Source organism: Arthrobacter sp. Z1-9 (assembly GCF_054792695.1).
On record NZ_CP096456.1, the window covers coordinates 1,046,413 to 1,063,505 of the forward strand.

15 protein-coding genes and 2 riboswitches are annotated in these 17,093 nt (G+C 65.3%); of the genes, 12 read left to right on the top strand and 3 right to left on the bottom strand.

Annotation, left to right across the window (positions count from 1 at the left end):
• Nucleotides 1–723 (top strand): DUF3027 domain-containing protein, encoded by a 723-nt coding sequence (locus M1D93_RS04890; RefSeq protein WP_461174038.1) that lies wholly within the window; start codon nucleotides 1–3, stop codon nucleotides 721–723.
• Nucleotides 724–863: 140 nt separating this feature from the next.
• Here M1D93_RS04890 and serC read toward each other — a convergent pair whose 3' ends face one another.
• Nucleotides 864–1,994, bottom strand: a complete 1,131-nt coding sequence (serC, locus tag M1D93_RS04895; RefSeq protein ID WP_461174039.1) for a phosphoserine transaminase — start codon at nucleotides 1,992–1,994, stop codon at nucleotides 864–866.
• 279 nt (nucleotides 1,995–2,273) lie between these two features.
• Between serC and M1D93_RS04900 the strand changes: the two genes are divergently transcribed.
• The 10 genes from M1D93_RS04900 to M1D93_RS04945 all read left to right on the top strand — a co-directional run bounded on the left by M1D93_RS04900 (nucleotide 2,274) and on the right by M1D93_RS04945 (nucleotide 13,484).
• Nucleotides 2,274–2,969 (top strand): metal-dependent transcriptional regulator, encoded by a 696-nt coding sequence (locus M1D93_RS04900; RefSeq protein WP_461174040.1) that lies wholly within the window; start codon nucleotides 2,274–2,276, stop codon nucleotides 2,967–2,969.
• 146 nt (nucleotides 2,970–3,115) lie between these two features.
• Nucleotides 3,116–3,327, top strand: a riboswitch (cyclic di-AMP (ydaO/yuaA leader).
• Between the two features lie 10 nt (nucleotides 3,328–3,337).
• Nucleotides 3,338–4,159 carry a M23 family metallopeptidase gene (locus tag M1D93_RS04905; RefSeq protein ID WP_461174041.1) on the top strand — a complete coding sequence of 274 codons (822 nt, stop codon included), beginning with the start codon at nucleotides 3,338–3,340 and terminating at the stop codon, nucleotides 4,157–4,159.
• A gap of 128 nt (nucleotides 4,160–4,287) precedes the next feature.
• Nucleotides 4,288–4,470: riboswitch (cyclic di-AMP (ydaO/yuaA leader) on the top strand.
• Nucleotides 4,471–4,540: 70 nt separating this feature from the next.
• Complete coding sequence (locus M1D93_RS04910) at nucleotides 4,541–5,215, top strand: C40 family peptidase (protein WP_461174042.1); 675 nt, start codon at nucleotides 4,541–4,543, stop codon at nucleotides 5,213–5,215.
• Between the two features lie 166 nt (nucleotides 5,216–5,381).
• Nucleotides 5,382–6,161 carry an NlpC/P60 family protein gene (locus tag M1D93_RS04915; RefSeq protein ID WP_461174043.1) on the top strand — a complete coding sequence of 260 codons (780 nt, stop codon included), beginning with the start codon at nucleotides 5,382–5,384 and terminating at the stop codon, nucleotides 6,159–6,161.
• 257 nt (nucleotides 6,162–6,418) lie between these two features.
• A complete protein-coding gene (locus M1D93_RS04920; protein WP_461174044.1) occupies nucleotides 6,419–6,919 on the top strand; it encodes an HNH endonuclease in 501 nt (166 codons plus the stop codon).
• 49 nt (nucleotides 6,920–6,968) lie between these two features.
• Nucleotides 6,969–7,616 carry a molybdenum cofactor guanylyltransferase gene (mobA, locus tag M1D93_RS04925; protein ID WP_461174045.1) on the top strand — a complete coding sequence of 216 codons (648 nt, stop codon included), beginning with the start codon at nucleotides 6,969–6,971 and terminating at the stop codon, nucleotides 7,614–7,616.
• Between the two features lie 15 nt (nucleotides 7,617–7,631).
• Nucleotides 7,632–7,925: a DUF6457 domain-containing protein gene (locus M1D93_RS04930; RefSeq protein ID WP_461174046.1), complete on the top strand. Its 294-nt coding sequence runs from the start codon at nucleotides 7,632–7,634 to the stop codon at nucleotides 7,923–7,925.
• Nucleotides 7,922–9,301, top strand: a complete 1,380-nt coding sequence (locus tag M1D93_RS04935; RefSeq protein WP_461174047.1) for a molybdopterin molybdotransferase MoeA — start codon at nucleotides 7,922–7,924, stop codon at nucleotides 9,299–9,301. Before M1D93_RS04930 ends, M1D93_RS04935 begins: the two co-directional genes overlap by 4 nt.
• Nucleotides 9,302–9,382: 81 nt before the next feature.
• Nucleotides 9,383–10,270, top strand: a complete 888-nt coding sequence (gene fdhD / locus M1D93_RS04940; RefSeq protein ID WP_461174048.1) for a formate dehydrogenase accessory sulfurtransferase FdhD — start codon at nucleotides 9,383–9,385, stop codon at nucleotides 10,268–10,270.
• Nucleotides 10,271–10,433: 163 nt separating this feature from the next.
• Nucleotides 10,434–13,484 carry an alpha-mannosidase gene (locus M1D93_RS04945; RefSeq protein ID WP_461174049.1) on the top strand — a complete coding sequence of 1,017 codons (3,051 nt, stop codon included), beginning with the start codon at nucleotides 10,434–10,436 and terminating at the stop codon, nucleotides 13,482–13,484.
• A gap of 225 nt (nucleotides 13,485–13,709) precedes the next feature.
• On the opposite strand, the gene M1D93_RS04950 is transcribed toward M1D93_RS04945, so the two are convergent.
• Both M1D93_RS04950 and M1D93_RS04955 read right to left on the bottom strand, forming a co-directional pair.
• Complete coding sequence (locus M1D93_RS04950; RefSeq protein WP_461174050.1) at nucleotides 13,710–14,447, bottom strand: hypothetical protein; 738 nt, start codon at nucleotides 14,445–14,447, stop codon at nucleotides 13,710–13,712.
• Nucleotides 14,444–15,181 carry a hypothetical protein gene (locus M1D93_RS04955; protein ID WP_461174051.1) on the bottom strand — a complete coding sequence of 246 codons (738 nt, stop codon included), beginning with the start codon at nucleotides 15,179–15,181 and terminating at the stop codon, nucleotides 14,444–14,446. The genes M1D93_RS04950 and M1D93_RS04955 overlap by 4 nt, the downstream gene beginning before the upstream one ends.
• Nucleotides 15,182–15,430: 249 nt before the next feature.
• On the opposite strand from M1D93_RS04955, the gene M1D93_RS04960 reads away from it, so the two are divergent.
• On the top strand, nucleotides 15,431–17,086 hold the full coding sequence (locus M1D93_RS04960; RefSeq protein ID WP_461174052.1) for an ABC-F family ATP-binding cassette domain-containing protein: 1,656 nt from the start codon (nucleotides 15,431–15,433) through the stop codon (nucleotides 17,084–17,086).
• Nucleotides 17,087–17,093: the final 7 nt, after the last annotated feature.

A 17,093-nucleotide genomic window follows, 5' to 3' on the forward strand; every position in this document is an offset into this window, starting at 1 on the left:
ATGAACCCGGAAGCTAACCAGCCGGACCTGGAATCACCCGATCCGGAGTCGACGCCCCTGGAATCACTGGCCCTGGAGCCATTGGACCTGGAGCCACGGGACACGGAACCGACGGATCCGGTGCCGGTGGATACGGCGCAACTGCAGGCACGTTCTGCAGCGCCCGGTGTGGCCAAGGCGGCAAAGCGCCGTGCCGGTGTGCCCGTGTGGCGGACGGGCAAGCCGGATGCTTTCCTTGCCGCTGCCGTCGACACGGCACGGACCGCCATTGAGGGCATCACCGCGGCGTCGGACATCGGGCGGCACCTGGCAGCAAAGAGCGAAGGCGACCGCCTGGTGACCCACCTCTTTGAATGCAGGCTGCCCGGCTACGGCGGCTGGCAGTGGTTCGCCGTGCTGACCCGGAATTCAAGGTCCAAGGTGGTCACGGTCAACGAGCTCGGGCTCCTGCCGTCAGAGGAGTCCATCCTCGCCCCCGAATGGGTTCCCTGGGCCGAACGGGTCCGGCCCGAGGATGAGCAGGAACAGGAACCGGAAGCCGGCGAACACCAGGCCCGTGGGCGGGAAGCTGCCGCCACTGAGCCTGCCGCCACTGGGCCTGCCGACGCGGATGCTGGACCCGTGGAAGCTGCATCCCAGGATGACCAAGCACAGGTCGATGAAGCCGCGGAAGCGCCGGAATGGCCCTCAAACCACGACGACGGCGCGGCCTCAGGAGCCTAAGGCCGCGCCACGGCACGGAAGTAATCCTGCTAAGACGCACAACGGCGCCGGCCGGGCAGGACCCGGGCGGCGCCGTCGCAGTTTAAGGCTGAAGCGCTAAGGCTGGAGCGTTACGCAGACGGGTTACCTGCGGAGTTCAATCACTTGCGCAGTTCGCCCACCACGTAATCAATGCTGCCCAAAAGGGCGGAAACATCTGCCGGCTCGATGGCCACGAACGTTGCAATACGCAGCTGGTTGCGGCCGAGCTTGCGGTACGGCTCGGTATCCACGATCCCGTTGGCGCGCAGGACCTTGGCGACCACTGCTGCGTCCACGGACTCATCGAAGTCGATGGTTGCGATGACGTTGGAGCGCTCATCCGGCTTCGTGACGAAGGGGGTGGCGAACTCCGAGGCCTCTGCCCAGCTGTAGATCCGGCCGGCAGAATCAGCCGTGCGCGCGGAAGCGAAATCCAGGCCGCCGTTGGAGTTCAGCCACTGCACCTGGGCGTCCAGCGTTACCAGCGTGGACAGTGACGGTGTGTTGTACGTCTGGTTCAGGCGCGAGTTGTCAATGGCTGTCTGCAGGTCCAGGAAATCAGGAATCCAGCGCTCGCCCGCCTTGATCCGGGCTGCACGCTCCAGGGCGGCAGGGGAAAACAGCGCAAGCCAGAGACCGCCGTCGGACGCAAAGTTCTTCTGCGGCGCAAAGTAGTAGACGTCACTTTGCGCTACGTCCACGTCCAGACCGCCCGCGGCGGAAGTGGCATCGACCAGTACCAGGGCACCCTCGTCAGCGCCGGCAACACGCTTGACAGGGGCTGAAACGCCCGTGCTGGTCTCGTTCTGCGGCCAGGCGTAAACGTCCACGCCTGCTTCGGCCTGGGCCGAGGGCCGTGTGCCCGGCTCGGACTTGATGATGGACGAGGCACCCAGGAAGGGCGCCTTGTTGGTGGCTGCGGCGAACTTGGAGCCGAACTCGCCGAAGGAAAGGTGCTGGGCCTTGTTTTCAACCAGGCCGAAGGTTGCCACATCCCAAAATGCCGTGGAGCCGCCCACGCCCAGGACCACTTCGTAGCCGTCAGGGGCACGGAAGAACTGGCTGAGACCCTCGCGGACGGAGCCAACCAGGTTTTTGACCGGGGCCTGCCGGTGGGAGGTGCCAAGGATGTTCTTCGAGGCCGCGGAGAGCGCATCAATCTGCTCCTGCCTGACCTTGGAAGGCCCGGCGCCGAACCGTCCGTCCCGGGGCAGGAGGTCGGCGGGAATAGTGATGCTGGTTTCGCTCACGGGTGCTCCAATTTCGGCGTGGACATGGCTTTGGTCCGGACGGGTGTTGGTGGCCGGCAGCCGTCGACGACTGCAGCCAGGGGCCTTCCTCATTCTGCCTGAACCGCTGTATCGGCGGGAACCGGAAGCGTCATAGTCCAGCCAATGAGACGCCCCGCTCCCGTCCAGGTGAACTATTAGGACAAAGTCAAAATAGGCTAAGCTTTTCCACGGACTACGTCGCGGTGAAGGCGATACGGTGGGACAACGCTAGGTACTGTGCTCGAGGAGCTGAGCTGGATGACGGATCTGATCGATACTACGGAGATGTACCTTCGGACCATTCTGGAGCTCGAGGAAGAGAACATCGTTGCCCTTCGTGCGCGTATCGCCGAGCGGCTGCGCCACTCCGGTCCCACCGTCTCCCAGACCATCGGGCGTATGGAGCGCGACGGCCTGGTGGTTGTCTCCGGCGACCGCCATCTGGAGCTCACGGAGACAGGCCGGAAGCGTGCCACGGAAGTGATGCGCAAGCACCGCCTGGCTGAACGACTTCTGGCCGATGTGATCGGGCTGGACTGGGCCTATGTCCACGACGAAGCCTGCCGCTGGGAGCACGTCATGAGCGAGCGGGTGGAACGGCGCATTTATGAGTTGCTGAACCATCCCACAGAGTCTCCTTATGGGAATCCGATTCCGGGCCTTGCTGCCTTGGGCGGGGTATCGTCCCTGGGTTTCGCCGACGGAGCGATGAGCCTTCTGGAGGCGATGAAGTCCTACGGGCCAGCCTCCGTGGTGACCATCAGCCGCCTTGCCGAGCCCATCCAGGTGGAACCCGAGCTGCTCTCCCAGCTTGATGAGGGCGGCATCCGGCCGGGCGCCGCTGTGTCCCTGGAGCGGGTGGGCGACTATATCTCGGTCCGGGTTCCGGGGATCGAGGGTGCGCTGGAGCTGCCTCCGGAGGTTGCCGCACACGTGTTTGTGGCGCTCAGCTAGAAGGCATTGAGCTGGTGCCATACCCGGTGTGAAGTGCGTTACGCAAAGATAACGGAATTGTTACTTTCGGGCTTAAGCATCTATAGTTGAACCAAGCGTAGATAATAAAAAGTTACCTGATCTGGAGCCGAGCTCTGCCAGCGGATCAGGAGCACGAGTCGTAACTGGCAGAGGCGGGGGAACCACAAGCGGCAGCGGGGGACTGCCTTGGGGTGAAGTCCGTCAGCAGCAAGCCTCTTCCAGTGAAGGATTCCTCCGGGGATACCTCTGTGCCGAAGCTTGCTTACGGCGGACCGGGTCATTGAACTCTCTGACCCGAATCCGACAGCTAACTTCGCAGGCTTTCCAGAGAGGAACCCTTCTTGTCCATGCAGAATTCCAGGGGACGCCGCCGCGCGGCGGTCCCTGCTTCGACACCGCGTGTTGTCGAAGTCATCACCTCGGAGCGCCCCCGCGATCCGCACCGTGATGCGCGCCGCCGTCGGGGTCCCTTCCGTCAGGTCACAGAATTCGCTGCTGCCAGCGGGATCGGCCAGAAGGCCGGAATCGCCCTGGCCACGACCGGACTGGTACTCACCGTGACCGTACCGGCCACCAGCCCCGTGATGGCGACAGATGCCTCCGGATCCACTCCTGTTGCTGCGTCCGCTGTTGTGCCCCAGCCCCAGGTTTCCGCGGAAGCCGGGGCCCAAATCGACTTCAGCCGCTCCGCTGTGGTCACGCAGGCGGACCCGGACGGCAAGCTGAAGCAGCTGCTCAGCGCCCAGTCCGCGGGCGCCATCACCCCCGCCGCCTCCGCAGGAAGTCTTGGCGCCCCGCTCGCTGCTTTGAGCACTGCTTCCCCGTTCGGCTACCGGGTCAGTCCGATCACCGGAGGCTCCGGGGACTTCCACCGCGGACAGGACTACGTGGCCCAGTGCGGCACCTCTGTTCTGGCCGCAGCCACTGGAACGGTCACATTCGCCGGCTGGCACCAGTACGGCGGCGGCAACCGCGTCGTAGTGGATCACGGCAACGGCCTGGAAACCACCTACAACCACCTGTCGTCCTTCAGCGTGAAGGAGGGGCAGACAGTCTCCCGCGGTGACGTTGTGGCCCTCAGCGGGACCACAGGAGCTTCCACGGGCTGCCACCTCCACTTCGAGGTCCAGGTCAACGGCGAAGTTGTTGACCCGACCGGCTGGCTTTAGTCAAATGACGGTGAGCTATCACATGATGTTGACATCCCGTGACCTGAATGTGACATTCAGTCAAAACTGCTGTACCGTCTAACTCGCGTCAACTTTTCCGAAGTTGACGCTCTTGTGCGGATTGCCTAACTCTGCCACCGCTCAAGGTCCGTTCGCATTTCATCGTCTGGCAGGGGCGGGGGAACCAATTTTGGCCTTCAGCTCTTCGAAGGCCTTGGGGTTAAGTCGCACAAGCTTCCCAGGAAGCCGCGCGGCCGGGTGACTCCCATCCGAATCCGACAGCTCACCTCGTAGGCATTGGGAGAGGCTACCTTCGTGTCTTCACGCCATAATTCTGCGCGCCACCGTGCGCAAACGGTTCGCACCAACCCCCTGGACTCCATGTCCAAGGCTGTTAGTGCCAATGCCGGGACAGTAGGTCGCCAGGCTGCAGTCATCGCAGCTGCCTCGGGACTCATCCTGACCATGGGCCTGCCGGCCACCGCAGCGGACACCACCGCTGGTGTCTCCGCTTCCACGGAGTCCGGATCCGCAGAGACCGTCCTGGCCGTTACGGCGGCACCCACGGCTACGGTTTCCTTCGAGCGCCCCGAGGTTACGACCACCCCGGCACCCGTTGTTGAGCGGGTAGTTGCGCAGTCGACGGACTCAGACGATGACGAGGGTGTTGCCACTGCCTCCACCGCGTCCGTTGCGGAAAAGGCCGTAGAGACAGTAGCCTCCGCTTCCACCTCCGGAATTGCCGGCCTCGCCTACACCGGCATCGGCCGCCCGTACGTCTGGGGCGGCACCACCCCCAACGGCTGGGACTGCTCAGGCTTCACCCAGTGGGTTTACGCCCAGGCCGGGATCAGCATCCCCCGTGTCAACGCGTGGACTGCAATGAAGCCCACCTCCACGCCGCAGCCGGGTGACCTGGTCATGCAGAACGGCGGCGCGCACGTCGGCATCTACGTCGGCAACGGCATGATGATCAGCGCCCTGAACCCCTCCCAGGGAACGCTGCTGCACTCGGTAGCCGCTACCGGCTCCTCCGCATTCTTCACGATGAACTAGTTCTTCGACCCCACGGTCCAAGGGCTTTTTCTTTGCCCAAACACGCTCTTCGCTAAATCACCACACATCCCCGTTCGGGGCGTGCCGGCGTACCCCCAAGATGCCGGCGCGTCCAAACACCTATGGCTGCCTACATGCGGCCTAAGGCAAACGAAAGAGAGAACTGATGACTACTCGTGCAACCGCACGGCACCGCGCCGAGGTCACCAAAACCAACTCGCTCGCCATCATTGCCAAGGCTGTCGGCGACAACGCCGGCGGCGTAGGACGCCAGGCAGCTGTCATCGCAGCCGCTTCCGGCCTGGTCCTGACCAGCGGCCTCGCGGCCAACGCTGCTGATGCCAACGTCCAGCGTGATTCCGCTCCGGCCTCCACGCTGGAAGTTGAATCAACGGTTGAGGCTCCGATCTCGGCTGCTTCGACCATTGCCATCTCCTTCGAGAAGCCTGCCGTGACCACCACGCCTGCTCCCGTTGTTGAAGCTCCGGAGCCCGAGGTTGAGGTCCAGGAAGCCGCTCCGGCTCCCGCTCCTGCTCCGGCCGCAAAGACCGCCGCTGTCGCGAAGGTGACCGCCACGGCTCCGGCTGCAGCAGCCCCCGCAGCTCCCGCTTCGGCAAGCGGCAAGGGTGCAGCCATTCTGTCCGCCGCCTACGCCCAGCTTGGCGTAATGCAGGACTGCACCATGCTGGTCACCAACTCCCTGGCCGCCGTGGGCATCAACTTCCACGACTGGCCTGCAGGCTACCTTTCCCTGGGCCGCACGGTCAGCGCTGCCGAAGCCCAGCCGGGTGACCTGCTCTACTACGCCGACGGCGGATCCGGCATGGCGCACATCGCTGTCTACGCCGGAAACGGACAGGCAGTGCATGGCGGCTACAACGGCAACCAGACTGTTGTCTTCAGCGCCAACGTTGGCTCCGGCCCGGTCTTCATCCGCGTCAGCTAGTGATTCTCCAGCCCCGAACGGGTGGCTGATCAACACCGAACAGGACCCCTGCCCTTGCGGCAGGGGTCCTGTCGGTTAACTACCGGGGCAGCTGCGGGGCTCCATCGAATTTGGGCCGGACACGGCAACCCGGTTACAGCAATTAGCTGATAGTGCACTTCTTTGTTTACTCTTGTGGTGTCGATCCATAGCCCGGACATGCCGAGGGCAGCCGGCCCTCGTGCCCCTGACGGGTGCGGCCGTGAAGAGGTACGTGCATGCGCACTCTCGTTCTGAATGCTGGATATGAACCGCTGGCGGTTATTACTTTCCGCCGGGCGCTGGTGCTTGTGCTCACGGGCAAAGCGAGCGTTGTGGCTGAAGGGGACGATCCCGTGGTGGGCCCCCAGGAGATCCTGGGCCGCCCGTCCGTGATCCTCCTGAACCGCTACATCCGTCCCAGATACAACCACTCCACCGCCGTCAGCCGGAGGGGAGTGCTGCGACGTGACGGGCATAAGTGTGCTTACTGCGGAAAAGCTGCCCACACCATCGACCATGTCCACCCCAAATCACGCGGGGGTGCCGAATCCTGGGAGAACCTGGTGGCTGCCTGCCTGCGGTGCAACAACCTCAAAGGTGACCACACCCCGGCGGAGATGGGCTGGAAGCTGCGGTTCGTGCCTGAACCTCCACACGGCACCATCTGGCAAATCAAGGAACTCGAGAAGCCAACGCCCGCTTGGGACCCGTTCCTGCTGCCCGAGCGTGCTGCCTGATTCTGCTGCCCGGGCAGGATGCCCCGCCTCCCCGGGCTAGGCTGGGGGAGTGGAGCAAGAGCGGTTGGACTTTAGCGCCCTGATCCTGGCTGGCGGCCGGTCATCCCGGCTGGGCGGTGTACCCAAGCAGGGGTTGGTCTTTCAGGGCGCCACCCTCCTGCAGCGGTCACTTGCCGCGGCCTCCGGGGCGATCCGCACGGTAGTGGTTGGTCCGGACCCCGGCGCTCTCCCCCCGGGTGTGCTGTCCTGCCGCGAGGAGCCGGAGTTTGCCGGACCCGCCGCCGCGGTTGCTGCCGGCCTGGCGGCGCTCGCGCAGGCTGGAAGCGAAGGAATTTACACCCTGGTTCTGGCGTGCGACATGCCTGGGGTGTCGGCTGCGGTGCGGGCACTGACGGAAGCATTGGCGTCGGGGGAGTGCGGGGCTGACGCAGTCATCGCGTGCGCCGAGGACGGCAGGGCACAGCAGCTCGCCGGGTTTTACCGCACGGACGGGTTAAAAAGGGCCGCCGAGGAACTGGCCTTCCGGGGCGCCTTAATCAACGGCTCCATGCGGGCGCTCCTTGCTAGTCTTGACGTGCAGCTTGTCACCGTCCCCGCCGGTTCCACAGCCGATGTGGATACCTGGGATGATGCCGCCGCACTGGGAATTGACGCCGGAAGCCTGGACGAGGGCCAGGACCGGCGCGGCAGCAGCTAAATTGGGAGGCAGTTCGTGAAAAGCCAGGATGAAACTCTGGAGGAATGGTGCAGGTCCCTGCTCCAGGCTTATGAGCTTGAAGACGTCCAGGTGGACGTCAACGCCATCCTCGCCCTCGCCGGTGTCGCTGCGCACTCCGTTGTGCGGCCGGCGGCGCCGCTCACTACCTTCATCGCCGGCTACGCGGCCGGTCTGGCATCGGCGTCCGGACGCAGCACCGACGCCGCGTCCATGGAAGGAGCCCTGGCTGTGGCTCGTTCCCTGGCTGCGGATTACGACGCTGAAGCCGCCGGGACTCCCGGCGAATGACTGCGGAACCCGGGGAAGAACGGAGTTCAACCGACCTGCCTGAGGCGCCTGGGCACCTGGACCATACCTGGGCGGAAGCGCGGCAGGCCGCTTTTGACGCAGCCACGCCGATTCCTGCCGGCCCGGTTCCCCTGAACCTGGCACTGGGCCGCAGGCTGGACCAGGACATTGTGGCGTTGCAGGACATGCCCCACTACGCGTCCTCGGCTATGGACGGCTGGGCAGTGAACGGAACCGGGCCATGGATCCTGGCAGAGCCCGGTACCCGGCTGGCGCCACATCAGGCCAGTCCCATTGTCACCGGCGGACTCATTCCTCCCGGCGCAAAAGCAGTGCTGCGCAGCGAGAGCGCAGTGGTCAGCAAGGACGAGGACGGCCTGCCTGTCCTGATGACCGGGGGCAGCGCCAGGCCGGGCGAGCCGAGGACCGGCCAGCACATCCGGAAAGCCGGGGAGGAAGCGCTGGCGGGGGACGTCCTGGTTAAGGCAGGAGCGGAACTCAACCCTGCCCATCTTGCAGTGGCTGCCCTGGCCGGCTACGACGAGTTGCAGGTCCAGGGCAAACCCCTGGTCCGGTTGCTGCTGACCGGTGGCGAGGTGATGAGCCAGGGCGTTCCTGCTCCCGGCCAGGTGCGGGATACGTTCGGTCCGCAGTTGCCCGCCGTCGTCGGCATGCTGGGAGGAATAGCAGGGGGGCAGCAAAGGATCGGGGACTCCTACGACGAGTGGCTAGCCGCCCTGGAGGACGTGGTGCCGGAGGCGCCGGGCGCTCCTGACCTGCCGGCCGACGTCGTCATCACCACAGGCGGGACCGGACGGTCGGGCACTGACCATCTCCGTGACGCGGTGGCGGAACTGGGCGGGCGGCTCATCATCGACGGGATTGCGATGCGGCCCGGCCACCCCGCTGTCCTGGCTGAACTGCCGGATGGCCGTTTTGTGCTCGGTCTACCGGGGAACCCCCTGGCCGCGATGATGGCGCTGTGCACCGTAGGAGCGCCGCTGCTCGCCGCCCTCGGCCACGGCAGCCTGCCCGGGATCCAGGAGCTGCCCTGCGGAAGCACGATCGAACCCGATCCCGGGCGCACCCGGCTGATGCCGTTCCGGCTCCTCTACGGGATGGCATCTGCAGCCCAGCACACCGGGCCGGGCATGATGCGCGGCCTGGCGTCGGCCGACGGCGTGATGGTGGTGCCGCCGCACGGTGTCCAACTCGGCGAACTGGTGCCGGCGTTTGCGCTGCCCTGGGGGCCACCCATCCCGCCGGTCACTGCTGCTGCCGGCAAAGCCAGGCCAAGGAACGCGGCACGGCCAGGCAGGCCGGCCGCCAAAACGACGGCCGCCGGCCCCGTGGACTGGAGCGCGCTTCTTGGCTGATGATCCTCCGGCCCGACGTGCCCCGCTGGCATCACGCACCGGCAGTCGTCATGATGGACATATGAAAAGGCAGGGGTGGACATGGGCCGCGTGACCCAGCGCCGCAAGGTGCACAAGTATGTGCTCGACGGTTCTCCGAAGGCCCTCGAGTTTCCGGTACGCCACCGCGAGGATGTCCTCGCCGTGGAGGAGCCGCTGGAGATCCGGCTGGGCCAGCTCTCCTTCTCTGTCACCATGCGCACGCCAGGCGACGACTTTGACCTGGTTGCCGGGTTCCTGGTGTCGGAGGGCATCATTTGGACCTCCGAGCAGCTCGTGTCGCTGCGTTTCTGCGCCGGCGAGGATGAAAACGGCGTCCAGACCTTCAATGTGGTTGAGGTCCAGTTGCGGCCTGACGTCACTGTTCCGTCCATTGGCCGCCACATCTATACGTCCAGCTCCTGCGGCATTTGCGGAACCGATTCGGTGGAGTCCGTCCAGAAGTCCTCGCACTACAGTCCGGCTGCGGATCCGCTGGCCATCGACGCGGAGATCCTCGCATCCTTGCCGGGCCTGCTGAGGAAGTCCCAGCGCCTTTTCGAGGACACGGGGGGTGTGCATGCGGCCGGGCTGTTCAGGATCCAGGACGACGGCGACCCGGAGCTTTTGTGCCTCCGGGAGGACGTAGGGCGCCACAATGCCGTGGACAAGGTAGTGGGCTGGGCCCTGCGCGAAGGGCTGCTGCCGCTTCGCGGAACGGTCCTCCAAGTATCGGGGCGGGCCTCCTTCGAGCTTGTGCAGAAGGCTGCCCTGGCGGGGATCCCGGTGCTCGCCGCCGTCAGTGCTCCCTCCAGCCTTGCTGTTGAACTGGCAGAGGCAAGCGGCTTGACCCTCGCCGGGTTCAGCCGGGGAACCAGCCTCAACATCTATGCCGGGGACCACCGAATCGTCAGGCCCGTCGCCCAGGCCCCCGCCGCTGCGCGGTCCTGACGGATCCGTTGCGCTGCCCTGACGGATCCGTCGCCAGGCCCACTATTTCCAGAGACTCCAGGGATGTTATCCGCAGCGATGGGCGAGTAAGCTACCAGCGGGTAGGTTTTATCCACTGAATGGACACTATGGTCCATGTTTCCAGCGCTGAAGAGGGCCAACATTGCATGACGACCGCCGGATCACGGAAGTCCGCCTCGAAAGATTCATCCGCGAACGCATCACTCCCGCCGTATACAGCCGGAGCCTTCCCCTGACGCTCAGCAGTTGGGACGTGCCGGACGAACCGGTGCCGGCCCTCGAAGCCATGCGGCAAAAATTCCAGCCGCAGGAACACGGCGCCCCGTGGGGGAAGCCCTGGGGTACCAAGTGGCTCCGCCTGCAGGGCGAAGTCCCCGAGTTCTGGGGCACGGAACCGGACACGACCGTTGAAGTGGTGGTTGACCTCGGCTTCACCATCGAAGTGCCCGGCTTCCAGTGCGAGGGCATCGCCTGGCGCGCCGACGGCACCATCATCAAAGCGGTCTCACCCCGCAACCAGTACATCCCGCTGAAGCTGCTGGGAGGCGGCATGGCGGTGGACTTCTATGTGGAGGCCGCCGCCAACCCCGATGTGGCCCAAGGCTGGACTTTCGCGCCCACGCCGTACGGGGACAAGGCAACGGCCGGGGCCGCATCGCAGTACAGGCTGGGAACTGTCGCCATCGCGGAGTTGAACCAGACCGTCTGGGAACTCCAGCAGGACATCTGGACCCTGTCCGGGCTGATGGCGGAGCTGCCCCTGGAGCTTCCGCGGCGGCACGAGATCCTCCGGGCCCTTGAGCGCATGATGGACGTGATGGATCCCGACGACGTTGCCGGGACCGCAGCAGCCGGTCGCGCTGCGCTCGCCGAAGTGATGTCGAGGCCGGCCTATGCTTCCGCCCACCAGCTCGTTGCCACAGGCCATGCCCACATCGACTCGGCCTGGCTTTGGCCCGTGCGGGAGACTATCCGCAAATGTGCCAGGACGTTCTCGAACGTGGTGGCCCTGATGGATGAATACCCCGATTTCGTTTTCTCCTGTTCATCAGCCCAGCAGCTGGCCTGGATCAAGGAGTTCTACCCTGAGCTCTTCGGCCGGATCCGGGAAAAGGTGCGGGCGGGGCAGTTCGTACCTGTTGGCGGCATGTGGGTGGAATCGGACACCAACATGCCCGGCGGCGAAGCCATGGCACGGCAGTTCGTGGAGGGGAAAGGCTTCTTCCTGGCCGAATTCGGAGTGGACTGCCGGGAAGCCTGGTTGCCGGACTCCTTTGGATACTCCGCGGCCCTCCCGCAGATCGTTAAGTCCGCCGGCAGCCGGTGGTTCCTCACCCAAAAGATCTCCTGGAACCAGACCAACAGGATGCCGCACCATACCTTCAACTGGGAGGGAATCGACGGCACCAGGATCTTCACCCACTTCCCGCCGGTGGACACCTACAATTCCCAGCTCAGCGGACTCGAACTGGCCCACGCCGAGCGGAACTACCGTGATCACGGCCGGGGAACGGTGTCGCTCGTGCCGTTCGGCTATGGCGACGGCGGCGGCGGCCCTACCAGGGAGATGCTTGCGGCCGCCGCCCGGACGGCGGACCTCGAAGGCTCCCCGAAGGTTCGGATCGGAACCGCGGAGAGCTTCTTCCGGCAGGCGGAGGACGACTATTCCTCCCTGCCGGTGTGGGTGGGCGAGATGTACCTGGAACTGCACCGCGGAACCTACACCAGCCAGGCCAGGACCAAGAAGGGCAACCGGCGCAGCGAACACCTGCTGCGCGAGGCGGAACTGTGGTGCGCAACCGCTACAGTCCGGACAGGGGGCTCGTTTAGCTACCCCGCTGCCGAGCTCAAGAGGCTCTGGCGGCTGGTGCTGTTGCAGCAGTTCCATGACATCCTTCCGGGCAGTTCCATCGCCTGGGTCCACCAGGACGCCGAACGCAATTACCAGGCCATCGAAGCTGCCCTCGAAACGCTGATCGCGCAGGCTGCCAGGGCCGTGCTTGGCAGCGGAAAACGGCAGTTCCTGCTGAACGCGGCGCCACACGCCCGCGACGGGGTGCCGGCGCTGGCCGCGGGCGAGCCAGTGGCGTCGCCACTGCCGGCCCGTGCTGCCGCCCGGGACGGCGGCTTCGTTCTGGACAACGGCATCATCCGGGCAGCCCTGGACGCGGACGGCTTGCTCACCTCGCTTCGGGACTACGCCAGCGGACGCGAGGCAATTGCCCCCGGGGAGCGCGGCAACCTGCTGGAACTGCACCGTGACACCCCCAACGAGTGGGACGCCTGGGACATTGACGGGTTTTACCGCCGCAACGTCACACCATTGACGTGCGCGGAGTCGGTGCGGCTCGAGGAGAGCGACGGCGAAGCCGCTGTTGTGGTGGAGCGGGTGGCAGGATGCTCCGCCATCACCCAGCGCATCAGCCTTGCTGCCGGAAGCCCCTCCCTCTCCATCACCACGTCGGTGGACTGGCAGGAGCGGGAAAAACTGCTGAAGCTTGGCTTCGCACTGGATGTCAGGGCGGACCGGTCCGCGGCGGAGACGCAGTTCGGGCATGTTTTCCGCGCCACGCATACCAACACGTCCTGGGAAGCGGCGAAGTTCGAAATCTGTGCGCACCGCTGGATCCACGTGGGGGAGCCGGGCTACGGCGTCGCTGTTTCGAACTCGTCCACCTACGGCCACGACGTCACCAGGAGCATCAGGGAGGCCGACGGCGGCACCACCACCACAGTGCGTATGTCACTGCTGCGCGCCCCGAAGTTCCCGGATCCGGACGCGGACCGTGGCCAGCACGAGCTCACAGTCACTATCCGGCCTGGTGCCGGCATCGCCGATGCCGTCCAGGAAGGCTACCGGACGAACCTTGCTCCGAGGCTGGTCGCCGGCGCTGCACCTGTGGAGCCGCTGTTTTCCCTCTCCAATCCAGCCCTGGTCATCGAGGCGGTAAAGCTCGCTGAGGACGGTTCCGGGGACGTGGTGGTCCGGTTGTACGAGTCCCTGGGGCAACGCTCCGCTGGGCGGCTCTCAGCGAACTTCCCGGTTCAGCGGGTCGGCGCCGTCGATCTGCTGGAGCGCCCCGTGCAGGCGCCCGGCGTCGAAGCGGGGCCGGAGGGGGCGGAAATGCTCCTGCGGCCGTTCCAGCTGGTTACCTTGCGGTTTGTTCGTGCTCTGCCTGGGACACCGGCTTAGCCACGGCTTTGGCCACGGTTCCAGGAAAAGAGCAGAAAGGGCCTTAAATGGCTGAGTGGGGGCGGTCCCCAACGGCCGCCACCACTCATCCCCCCAAAGCGTGCAAAGGCCCCCGGGAGCCAAAATCGTTCAAGAAAGTAACCCCGTTCGTAAACGTCCGGCGCTCCCACCTTCACACATTCATGATTGTCTCACATTCTAATGTTTTTGTGAAAGCCCCAAAGGTTACGTTTCGGTAGATGTCCTTTTCGGCTTAAAGCTCTTGCCGTTCCTCACCCTGGCGGCCCAAATCAACGCCAGGCCGACGACGAAGCAGAGCACCGCTGTGTAATTGACGATGAACTCCAAAGCGACCCACTCCGGCGGCACGACAGGGAACAGCAGGGTCACGGCAATTGCCACTCCGCCTACTGCCAAAAGCCCGGCGGCGAGCCGCACCAGTATGGGGAGCCTGCTGCCCACTGCCCGAACCATGGCCGGCAGAAGTACCAGGGAAACGTAGGAGGGATAGGCGCGGCCAGCCGCTCCGTAGTACTCCACCAGGATGAAGTTGCGCTCGCTTTTGCCTGAGGTTGCCCACAACCCCGCAGAAGTGCCGGCAGTGTCCATCTGGAAGAACAGCAGCGACATTGCCAGGGAAACTGCCAGCAGGACAGCCATGCCGGCTTTTCCGGTGATGAGCCGGTAAGCATGGTCGGCACCGAAACCGCGGGTGACCCGGACTCCAACAAAGTAGATGGCGGCAAAAATGATGAAGCGCAGCAGCAGGTTGGCCAGGTTGACGCCGCCCAAAGCCGTGTCAACGGCGATGTAGGGAGCCTCGATGCTCAAAAGGATGGCCATGGTCAGCAGGGCAAAGATATAGAAAAGCGACCTGTTTTCTCCCCGGACGGCGCTGGGCACCCGGGCTGCGGCAATCAGGCCACAGATGGCCAGCGTTGACCACTGAAGCGTTTCGATCATCCCAGGTTCTCCCAAATCTTTTCCGTCTGCGCTTGGTCCTGCTCCTGGCGCCGCAGCACCTTGCCCAGTGCCTGCAGCCTGTCGCCGGCCAGAACCGCGAGGTCGCCGTCGGACAGGCTGTCCAATGCCGCCTGTCGCGCGTCGGGAGGCCAGCCTGCCTCTTCCTCCGTAATCAGCCCTGTGGCCACCAGTCCGTCTGTCAGTCCAACACCTGCCGCCCGGGCCGTGGCAACCGCCAGTCCAGCTGACAGCCGGTTGGCGGACAACTGGGCGGAATAGTTCTGCGGTGCGATGCCGGTAGCGGCGGAAACCCGGTGCCGCACTTCGCCGTCGTCAATGGCATCAACCCAGTTCTTGACGGACGTGGCGTGCGGTGCCGGCGACAGTGGCGGCCGCTTATCGCCCGGTTGCCCGGCAGGGTCCATCGCCGGGCGTGACAACAAGGCGCGGAGGAGGTCGGCAGTTGAAATCTGGCTTACCAGCTCGCAGCGCGTAGGCGGCTGCTGGGGAACGGCCAGTTCCCGATACGGTTCGAAGTCAGCCAGGGCCGCCACCGGGTTGATCCTGTACGCGCGGCTGATGCTGACCAGGGTGCTGACGGAGACTTTTCCACGGACCAGCTGCTGGGCCAGCGTGGTCCGCTTGATCCCGGAAATCCTGCAGACGTCTGCAGTACTGGCATCCGGCGCAATGCCTTGCAGCCAGCGCTGGAACGCCTTGGCGGGGAGGGTCATGAAGGGCTCTCTGGAGAACGGATGGTTTGTCGATTTTAGCCTGCCGTCATCGTGCCGATTTTACCCGCCCGCGTGTTTCGGCTATGCTTGATGGTCGAGCCCGTTGGTCCGTACACCCCCCAAGTCCGGACCAGCGGGTTCTTTTATGTCCGGGCTCCGGGCGCCGTCCTCCTGCCGGAATGCGCGAGGCTTTGCGGGCCGAAAGGCGCCCAGACCTGCTGCGCGCTCCGGTGAAAAAGGATGGACCCCATGACTGCGACCCTTGTTGCGAAGGATGTTTCCGGCGGCCACGACCACCGGCTGCTCTTTTCCCAGCTTTCCCTCACCGTCGCCCCCGGTGATGTTGTTGGTGTGGTGGGTGCCAACGGCGCCGGCAAATCCACCCTGCTCCGCCTGCTGGCCGGCGTCGACCAGCCGCAGGACGGGAACGTCAGCCTCGCTCCCGCCGACGCGTTCGTGGGCTGGCTGCCCCAGGAGCACGAGCGGGTTCCCGGGGAATCAGTTGCCGCGTACATAGCCCGGCGGACCGGCTGCGCCGAGGCCACGGCAGAAATGGAATCCACGGCAGAGGCGCTTGGTTCCGGCGCGCCCGGTGCCGATGACGCCTACGCGCGGGCTTTCGACCGCTGGATGGCCTCCGGCGCTGCGGACCTCGATGACCGCATCCCCGCCGTCCTGGCCGATCTGGGCATGGACACCGGGGCGGACGCCGAAATGACAGGTTTGTCAGGCGGCCAGGCAGCGCGCGTGGCTCTCGCGGCACTGCTGCTCAGCCGGTTCGACGTCGTCCTCCTGGACGAGCCCACGAACGATCTTGACCTCGCCGGACTCGCGAAACTCGAGGACTTTGTCCGCGGACTGCGCGGCGGGGTGGTCCTTGTGAGCCACGACAGGGAGTTCCTGGGCCGCTGCGTCACCACCGTGGTGGAACTGGACCTGGCGCAGAACTCCGTGGCCGTTTACGACGGCGGCTATGACGCCTTCCTCGAAGAACGTGCCGTGGCACGGCGCCACGCGCGCGAAAAATATGAGGAGTTCGCCGCCACCAAGGCGGACCTGGTGTCACGGGCAAGGACGCAGCGGGAATGGAGCTCGCAGGGCGTCCGGAACGCCATGAAGAAGAACCCGGACAACGACAAGATCCGCCGCGCCGCCAGCACCGAGTCCTCCGAGAAGCAGGCCCAGAAGGTGCGGCAGATGGAATCGCGGATCGCCCGGCTGGACGCGGTGGAGGAGCCCCGGAAGGAATGGCAGCTCCAGTTCTCCATCGGCAAGGCGCCGCGCTCAAGCGCCGTGGTGGCCACCCTCCGCGACGCCGTGGTGCGGCAGGGCAGCTTTACCCTCGGCCCGGTGAACCTGCAGCTCAATGCGGGGGAGCGGATCGGCATCACCGGCCCCAACGGCGCCGGCAAGTCCACCCTGCTGCGCCTTCTTTTGGGTGACCTCGCACCGGAGTCCGGCAGTGCTGCCATGGGCGCTTCGGTGGCCATCGGCGAGATCGACCAGGCCCGCGGGCTGCTTGCAGGCCACCTTGCCCTGGCTGACGCCGTCGAGGCCGTACTGGTGGACCTGAACGCGGCCGATGTCCGTACACTGCTGGCCAAGTTCGGCCTCAAGGCGGACCACACTGCCCGTACCGTCGACTCGCTGTCGCCGGGCGAACGGACCAGGGCCGCCCTGGCCCTGCTGCAGGCGCGCGGGGTGAACCTCCTTGTCCTGGATGAGCCCACCAACCACCTTGACCTCCCGGCCATCGAACAGCTCGAGGAGGCACTTGAAAGCTACGACGGCGCCCTCCTGCTGGTGACGCACGACCGGAGGCTGCTGGAAAACGTGCGGCTGGATGTACGTTGGAATGTGGACAACGGGACGGTCACCGAGCAGCGCATCGGCAGCAGCATTTGAACGGAAA

Bases quoted from the DNA above. Each gene is read 5' to 3' on its own strand.
- fdhD (WP_461174048.1), top strand. From the start codon at position 9,383: ATGGGCCGCGTGACCCAGCGCCGCAAGGTGCACAAGTATGTGCTCGAC.
- M1D93_RS04955 (WP_461174051.1), bottom strand. From the start codon at position 15,181: ATGACCCTCCCCGCCAAGGCGTTCCAGCGCTGGCTGCAAGGCATTGCG.
- M1D93_RS04935 (WP_461174047.1), top strand. From the start codon at position 7,922: ATGACTGCGGAACCCGGGGAAGAACGGAGTTCAACCGACCTGCCTGAG.
- M1D93_RS04920 (WP_461174044.1), top strand. From the start codon at position 6,419: ATGCGCACTCTCGTTCTGAATGCTGGATATGAACCGCTGGCGGTTATT.
- M1D93_RS04910 (WP_461174042.1), top strand. From the start codon at position 4,541: ATGTCCAAGGCTGTTAGTGCCAATGCCGGGACAGTAGGTCGCCAGGCT.
- M1D93_RS04890 (WP_461174038.1), top strand. From the start codon at position 1: ATGAACCCGGAAGCTAACCAGCCGGACCTGGAATCACCCGATCCGGAG.
- M1D93_RS04900 (WP_461174040.1), top strand. From the start codon at position 2,274: ATGACGGATCTGATCGATACTACGGAGATGTACCTTCGGACCATTCTG.
- M1D93_RS04960 (WP_461174052.1), top strand. From the start codon at position 15,431: ATGACTGCGACCCTTGTTGCGAAGGATGTTTCCGGCGGCCACGACCAC.
- M1D93_RS04915 (WP_461174043.1), top strand. From the start codon at position 5,382: ATGACTACTCGTGCAACCGCACGGCACCGCGCCGAGGTCACCAAAACC.
- M1D93_RS04905 (WP_461174041.1), top strand. From the start codon at position 3,338: ATGCAGAATTCCAGGGGACGCCGCCGCGCGGCGGTCCCTGCTTCGACA.
- M1D93_RS04950 (WP_461174050.1), bottom strand. From the start codon at position 14,447: ATGATCGAAACGCTTCAGTGGTCAACGCTGGCCATCTGTGGCCTGATT.